At 48.5% G+C, this 7,084-nt stretch carries 7 protein-coding genes; all 7 read right to left on the bottom strand.

Annotated elements, in window-relative coordinates; genetic code table 11:
* Window positions 1-892 (bottom strand): beta-aspartyl-peptidase (iadA, locus tag ACJAYR_RS14790; protein WP_415237317.1); only part of this gene is annotated, 892 nt, incomplete at its 3' end.
* A 63-nt stretch (window positions 893-955) separates the two neighbouring features.
* The gene (locus tag ACJAYR_RS14785) at window positions 956-2,479 is read right to left on the bottom strand and encodes a DUF1835 domain-containing protein (protein ID WP_415237316.1); all 1,524 of its coding nucleotides are present in this window, start codon (window positions 2,477-2,479) and stop codon (window positions 956-958) included.
* A gap of 172 nt (window positions 2,480-2,651) precedes the next feature.
* Complete coding sequence (locus tag ACJAYR_RS14780; protein WP_415237315.1) at window positions 2,652-3,101, bottom strand: hypothetical protein; 450 nt, start codon at window positions 3,099-3,101, stop codon at window positions 2,652-2,654.
* 108 nt (window positions 3,102-3,209) lie between these two features.
* A complete protein-coding gene (locus ACJAYR_RS14775) occupies window positions 3,210-4,250 on the bottom strand; it encodes a glycosyltransferase (RefSeq protein WP_415237314.1) in 1,041 nt (346 codons plus the stop codon).
* A 78-nt stretch (window positions 4,251-4,328) separates the two neighbouring features.
* Window positions 4,329-5,120, bottom strand: a complete 792-nt coding sequence (locus tag ACJAYR_RS14770) for an ABC transporter permease (protein ID WP_415237313.1) — start codon at window positions 5,118-5,120, stop codon at window positions 4,329-4,331.
* Window positions 5,113-5,880, bottom strand: coding sequence for an ABC transporter ATP-binding protein (locus ACJAYR_RS14765; RefSeq protein WP_415237312.1), 768 nt, complete (start codon window positions 5,878-5,880; stop codon window positions 5,113-5,115). Before ACJAYR_RS14765 ends, ACJAYR_RS14770 begins: the two co-directional genes overlap by 8 nt.
* A gap of 54 nt (window positions 5,881-5,934) precedes the next feature.
* Window positions 5,935-6,972, bottom strand: coding sequence for an ABC transporter substrate-binding protein (locus ACJAYR_RS14760; protein WP_415237311.1), 1,038 nt, complete (start codon window positions 6,970-6,972; stop codon window positions 5,935-5,937).
* Window positions 6,973-7,084 lie beyond the last annotated feature (112 nt).

Genomic DNA, 7,084 nt, shown 5'->3' with positions numbered 1-7,084 from the left:
ATACACCGTTCTCATCAAAGACGGGGACCGACCCGTTCGCATCAGAGCTGATACAGATCCGGCCCATGTCATATTTGTCGCGATAACACTGGGCGATCGCCTCACTTACTTTTATACTGCCGCGCGCCCCGCGTTCCGGGTTAATACCGGCTGTCAAATCAATGAACCCACCTTTTTTTGTCCACTCCAATGCCTGATTGTACAGGGGCTTATGCCGATTAACGTGGGTTGGGATGAATTGCCGGATAGGAAGGTCAGTTTCCTCAAGGACGGCGTTCAATAAGGCAAAACCGTTCTTGCCTCCGCCCATGTGAACAACGATACACCCCGCTTTATTGGCGGTCAGCCCGGCGGTTCTTGCTTCACTGGAAACCCGTGCCAGTTCGTGAACGGAAGGATGGGACGAACGGTGGTCATTGACGGCAATTTTCAGGCCGATCACCGGGTCCATGAACACAATATCTTCGCGAATGCCAACAGTAGCAACCGGGCTTGGAACTGGATATCCACCGGTTAGCATAAACGCCGTAATGCCTTCAACATTTAATGCTTTGGTTTTGGCAAACAGGCTTCCAACATGCCGGGTTACGCAATCTGTGCCAAGCAGGCCAACAACGGTGGTTACGCCTCCTTTTACAAGGTCACTCAGGTTGGCTTCAGGGGTGCGGGTGGCAAATCCTCCTTCGCCGCCACCGCCGATCAGATGGACATGACCGTCGACAATGCCCGGTGTCACAATCCTGTTTTTCGCATCAATCACGTTCAGGTGCGGAAAACCGGTAAGCGTAAGGTCAGACTCAATCGCGGCAATTTTTGTATCGGCAATCAGGATGTCGCATGTCCCAAGTGGCTTTGGCGTATACAGGTTGGCGTTTTTTATAAGTGTTAGCACGGCCGGTCTTTTCCTTTTTTAATATTTGGTAGTTTTGGACCGGCCGTTCATTATTTGCAAGCCCTAGACCAGAGTTGGCCCGGTTTCGCTGCCATGATATCGCCAGTTTTGATCAAGTTGACTGTTGATATTAACACCACCAACCCATTTGTCCGTGGGGTTTGCGTTCAACCAGTTTGCCTCGCCAGACAGAAGTTTTTTGCCAAAATCTGTCAAGGACAGAATGTCCAATCCCGGACCGCTGGCGTCGCTGATTTTGCCAACGCGCTTCAGAGCCGGTTCTTTCGCGGTACATAATGCGTCCAGAACCGCAAAAAACATTATGTCACCGTGGTAGGGCTGAGGGTCCCGATCCGCAAGCAGGATCAGAAAAACACGGCGGGCAAGAATGGCTTCTTCCTCTGCGATAATTTCCAAAGCCAAATTTTCTGTTAGCCCCAGCCCGTTTTTAGACGAAGGCAGTTCCGCTAAATATCTTTGACACGCATTCTGCAATAAGGGAAGAGGGGCGTTCTCTTCTTTAATCAGCGTCCAAAGGGCGTCTGGCGTGGGGTTTGTAAAGGCCTCCCAAACAGTGGCTCCGAATGAAATCAACGGCGGCGTTATGGTCATTCGTTGTGAAAAAAGCAGGGCGAAACCTTCCGGCTGGCCAATTTGACCGATGCCGACAAAGCGTTTGATCCCGGGAAACCGATCGACCTGCACCAGACTAAGTCGAAACGGAAGGTTCGGACATTTTTGTGCCATATGATGAAGGATATAAGCCAGACACAGCTGGTCATAGGCATCATGCTCGAACCACAGGACAACCTCGTCATACTGATCGCCAAGATTTCTAAGGGTTTGCTCCTCGTCTATCAAGGTGCGCGTTGTGTTCTCAAGGCGTTCCTCATCCAGATAAGGTCCGAGAAACGTTTTGATAAAACGGCTTCGTTGGGACAGGGAGGCGGGTGCCAATCGATCGGGGAGAACCGGCCCAATCGTGAAGGGGTTTATGACTTCCAGAAACGGGCCGACCAAATTTGCGTCTTTAAGGGCAGGTTTAATGTCATTCCCGCACCGAATATGCAGGGTTCTGAATGTATCCAGTGGTGCTCCGCTTTCTACTTTCCGGGCTGCCGCCTGCATTTGGAAAAGATGTGATTTTAATCTTGGCCAGCTGGAAAATCCATTTTCCAGGGCAAGAACATGATGCGCATCGGCAAGGGTCAATTGATCCAAAGGGCGTTGCTTTTGAATGACTTTTGGATGAGTGTTTTCAAATCGCAAGGTCGCGACAGGATCCTTTGACTTTACAGATTTGAGAAGTTTCTTGGCTTGTTTTTTCAACCATTCCAGCGATAATTTCTGGTCCTGCATACTTTGCAGCATGATAACCTGCCGGGCATCTAAAAGCTGCGGTGTAAAATCAGGTTTGTCACTGGCAGGATGAAAAAGACGGAAGGCTTCAAGAGCTGCTTCAGCGCCATCGTTATAGTTTTGAAGAAGCTGTTCTGCTTTGAGAATAAACTCGGTGTGCAGATCGAAGCTGGAGAGTTTTTCAGACGCCGATAGGCTGACGATTGACGCATCGTTAAGTGATTGCATACGAATTTCCCTTTATGCCGTATCCGCCAAACGTCCAGAAACCGTATGATTGGTTTTTATTTCCAGAATATTCTTGTCAGGCAAAGCCTTTTCCGCGGATAGGGTGCATACAAGAAATGCCCGAACACCATAATCGCCGGGCTGTTCGCCTGTCAAACAGGATTTGAAGGGATTAATTCGTAATGTCGACCAAGCGGGCTTTAAACGGCATTTCTCCGTTGGTCAAAATAAGGGAAAGGTCCACAAGGTTACTTTTTCCGGTGGGAAGCTTCATATTTTCCAGTTCGATATAGATATGCGCCTCTTTCATGTTAAGCGCCTCTTCACTGAGTAAAGAAAGCGAGTCCAGTTCTACAAATTTTTGAGGAGCCATACGGGCCATGATTTTCGATCCATCATGAAGATCACCCGTTACCCCCATGATAATAAGTTGATCAACCGCCGTATTTTTTAGATTAAATCGAAGGATTGCTTTGCCGTTTGGATCGCCTTCTACGGGTGAAATTACAGCATTGCTGATCGCAGCATCCTGATAAATAATCCCATAATCCATGGCCTTTGCGTTGAGGGCGAAGACGAAACTGAAGAACAAACCGAAGGCGACGAGGGTAATTTTCCCCATGACATGCATTCCCGATAAAATTGTATATATTCCCCTCCATATAGGCGTTTGTTTAAAAACCGCTAGTGATGAAGGATACAGAAAATACTGTTTCGGGGCTTAATGGGATCAGACTGTGAATAATTCAGTTGGCCAGTCATACTCTTCGCTTAATGGTTCGCGGTAGGTTACTTCAACCAGATATTTAGCCACACGCTGCGCGTCGAATATCTCATGACCTCTCTGCCAACCCTTTTGGGCAATCTCCCGGGCTTCCGCATCATGAAGGTTGAAATATTCAATTTTTTTGATCAAATCGTCAAAATCTTCATAGAACGCCATTTCATCATCTTTGAAAATTTTGTCGAACTGTGTTCTGCGATGGATCAGGGTCATTAGCCCGTTGCCCATATAATGGGCCATTCTGTCGGAACTGTAATAAGGATCATCCAGTCCTTCACCCTGACTGAGGTTCAGGCCCATTCGGGCATTGGCGATGAAGTTCTGATAGGTGATCCCGTTCACGGGTGGAACCCCATTGATCCCGAGGATCTTTGTCGACCCTTTCGGAAAATGATTGAGGATACGACTGGCTACCTGATGGCGTTCCGTCCCTTCACGGGCATTTCCCATGCCGTAGAATAAACGGTATTCAGGGTCCGGATTATTAAAGCTTTGACCACTATCCACCGTTTTGTCCATGACGTTGGGGAAAAAGCTGACCACATTGTTTTTGCGGGCAAATTGGCGAAGTTTTTCGCCAGCTGTCGTAATGAAAACGGCATCAACAACATCAACGCGGGACATGATCCGGTCCACATTATCCTGATGCCAGATTGCATCCACATTACGGACGATGATTTTAACATGGGGCAGGGCTTTTTTGATCTTTTTCAAGGTTTTGGTAAAGATCTGCTGCGAATGACCAATGATGATCAAGTCTGGCCAAAAATTCTGGGCCGTTTCAAACAGCCGCTTATTTGCCGGCAATATTCCGAATTTGCGAGACTCAAACCAGCTTGAAGACCGGGCAATGTCGCGATCACTAAATTGATATACCTGATGGCCGTTCCGAATAAAGCCGTTCGCCAGTTTCCGATTGGAATCGTAAAACAGGCCACCATTTGCTTTTTCGTTAAAATTGCCGACATAGAGTACGCGCATAGTCATTCAAGCCGTTCTTCTGAATTTACAGTCTTTTCTTGGCATTTTCACTAGTTTAGAAGCACCGAGAGCGCAAGTGAATTTTCAAATACGCCAGCGAAGCAAAAACCGCTCCGCGCGTCCGATGAGCCAGCTGACAGACAGACCAAGAACGGACAGAATGGTCACCCCTGCAACAAGCTGGTCCAACGCCATCAGATTTCCTGCCAGAAGAATATAGGCACCAATCCCATATTCAGCACCGATCATTTCGGCAGCAACCAGCAGAATAATGCCGATGGATGCGGAAATACGGAAGCCAGATAAAATGGCGGGCATTGCACCAGGCAAAATGATTTTCCAAACGATCGACCACCAGCTCAGGTTAAAGGATTGGCCCATTCTGATCAGTCCGCGGTCTACATTGTCGACCCCGCCATAGACGGCAATGACTGTCGGAAAAAAAGTCCCGAACAGAATAGTTGCGATCTTGGATTCCTCCCCAATACCAAACCAGATGATAAAAAGCGGCAATAGTGCAATTTTCGGGATCGGGAAAATGGCTGCAACAAGCGGAACGATACCGCCACGCGCAAGACTAAATAATCCGGCAGCCAATCCGAAAGCCAGACCGAGCAACGAGCCCGAAATCCATCCGACAATCAAACGCTGCAACGACGCGGACATATGCTGCACTAGCAAGCCTGAGTCAAATAGCTCCATAAAGGCATTAAACGCCTCTGAAGGGGCGGGTAAAACGAGCGGGCTGATCCAGCCGGAACGACTGCCCATTTCCCAGAAGCCGATCAGAAAAACAAACACCACGGGGGCAACGGCGCGCATGGGCTTCGGCGAGAAGCCGCCTCCACGGTAAGGAACCGGTTTACCTTCAGACATGCGCAAGCTCCTCGTCCGCTGCCTTGGCTTCATCCCTCATAAGGGACCAAAGATAGTCTTGTTTTTCTTTTAATTTGATCGGGTTATTCAGACGTTCTTCCAATGGAACATCAATTTCGACGATTTCACGGATACAGCCGGGGCGCCTTGAAAGGACAATCACTTTATGCCCTAGCCGAACGGCTTCGTTCAGGTTATGGGTGACGTAACAGGCTGTATATTTTTCCTTCAGCCATAACTCGACAAGATCATCCATCAACAGCTCGCGGGTTTGACTATCAAGCGCCGATAAAGGTTCATCCATAAGCAGGCAGGCGGGCTTAACGGCCAGTGCCCGGGCGATGGCGACCCGTTGCTTCATGCCGCCGGAGAGTTGCTTGGGAAGCGCCTCGGAAAAATCTGAAAGTTTTGTCCGCGCAAGGACGTCCGTGATAATTTCATTGGCCTTTTGTCCTTTGATACCATGATCTTCCAGTACCAATGAGATGTTTCCCCTGACACTGCGCCACGGAAGAAGCGCAAAATCCTGAAAAATATAGGTGAGGGGGTTAAGGCTTTCAGCAGGAGGGTCCCCAATTTGAATGACCGTGCCGGACTTAGGGCGTTCGAGGCCCCCGATAAAGCGAAGAAGTGTTGACTTGCCACATCCACTTGGACCAATCAGGCAGACGATTTCTCCTGACGGAATTCGAAAATCAATGTCTTTTAGGACTTCTGTTTCATCATAGGTGTGGGAAATCTGTTTCAGATGCAAATCCATCGGAGGCCTCGGAAAATAAGAGGCGGATCAATATGACCCGCCCGGTACATCTACTTAATCAATTGTTTTGACAAAACTTGTATCGACCATTTTGTCTAACGTCAGGCTCGCGGGGGCCAGTTTGTTTTTCTGGAACCAGGCAAGCTGAGCTGCAACGTTTTTCACATTAAGCGCGGCGCCTTCGTTCAGGTAAACAGAACCTGCCTTAATGGAAGGAGCTGCTTTTTCACGGGGACGACTGGCATACACATATTTATGGATCAGATCGACCATTGCTTCCGTGGCCGCAGGGTCCTTGTCTTGATTTAGCATAACGGCCTGATAATCAGCGATACCGCGTGAATAGGCTTTCAGGAAACGTTTCACGATATCTTTGTTGTCTGTCGTGTTTTTTGTCGACGTAAAGATGGTTGTAACCTGATAATCGCTGATGTCTTGAATTTTACCGATTATCTTGGCAGCGCCGCCTTTTGCAAGGCCAGAAGCGATATGCGGAACAATCGCCATGCCATCAACCTGACCAGACTTCAATGCACCGATCATAGCACCCACATTCTGTAAAGGCCGTAAAGTCATGTCAGAAGCTGAGAAACCGTTATTTTCTGCGATGATACCTGCCATATAATGGAAGGATGAGCCCTGCTGTGTCATTGCCCAGCTTTTACCTTTCAGATCAGCGGGACTTCTTACGCCGGCATCAAATGCCTTGTTTGACACAAGAATAGTGTTGCCGGGGGTTCCTTTTTTCTCTGACATCAGGCCGCCGATTACTTTGACAGCGCCTTTGTCTGCTAGGCTGAAAAATCCACCTGTCAGGGCAGTGACACCGAAATCAACGGCGCCTGTTGCGATTGCAACGGCAACCGGTTGTGCGGCCTGAAAGAACTTAAGTTCTACATCCAGCCCTTCTTCTTTGAAGTAGCCTTTTTCATAAGCGATAAAGGAAGGAGAATGCGAAGTGAAGCGGAGCGCCCCAATTGTAATTTTGTCATCTGCCAGCGCGGCGCTTGAAATGCCTGTCATGGTAACAAGACCTGCCATTGCGCCTAGTGCAAAGCGGCGCGTGAATTTTGTTGGTTTTTGTAACGTCATACTTTTTATCCTCCCAATTACGGATCATTAATTGCGGGGCAGACTACGCGATTGGTGGATGGCAATCAATCCTGCGTTTCAAAGTCGGGGTATGTTGAGGGGACAGATTGGC

It is taken from the genome of Sneathiella sp. (assembly GCF_047631475.1).
Taxonomy (GTDB): Bacteria; Pseudomonadota; Alphaproteobacteria; order Sneathiellales; family Sneathiellaceae; genus Sneathiella.
Note: the sequence above shows the minus strand (reverse complement) of the source record. Positions and strands in the feature narration are given on the sequence as shown.

Coding starts and splice junctions, on each gene's coding strand:
- ACJAYR_RS14770 (WP_415237313.1), bottom strand. CDS start 5,120: ATGTCTGAAGGTAAACCGGTTCCTTACCGTGGAGGCGGCTTCTCGCCG.
- ACJAYR_RS14785 (WP_415237316.1), bottom strand. CDS start 2,479: ATGCAATCACTTAACGATGCGTCAATCGTCAGCCTATCGGCGTCTGAA.
- ACJAYR_RS14760 (WP_415237311.1), bottom strand. CDS start 6,972: ATGACGTTACAAAAACCAACAAAATTCACGCGCCGCTTTGCACTAGGC.
- ACJAYR_RS14780 (WP_415237315.1), bottom strand. CDS start 3,101: ATGGGGAAAATTACCCTCGTCGCCTTCGGTTTGTTCTTCAGTTTCGTC.
- ACJAYR_RS14775 (WP_415237314.1), bottom strand. CDS start 4,250: ATGACTATGCGCGTACTCTATGTCGGCAATTTTAACGAAAAAGCAAAT.
- ACJAYR_RS14765 (WP_415237312.1), bottom strand. CDS start 5,880: ATGGATTTGCATCTGAAACAGATTTCCCACACCTATGATGAAACAGAA.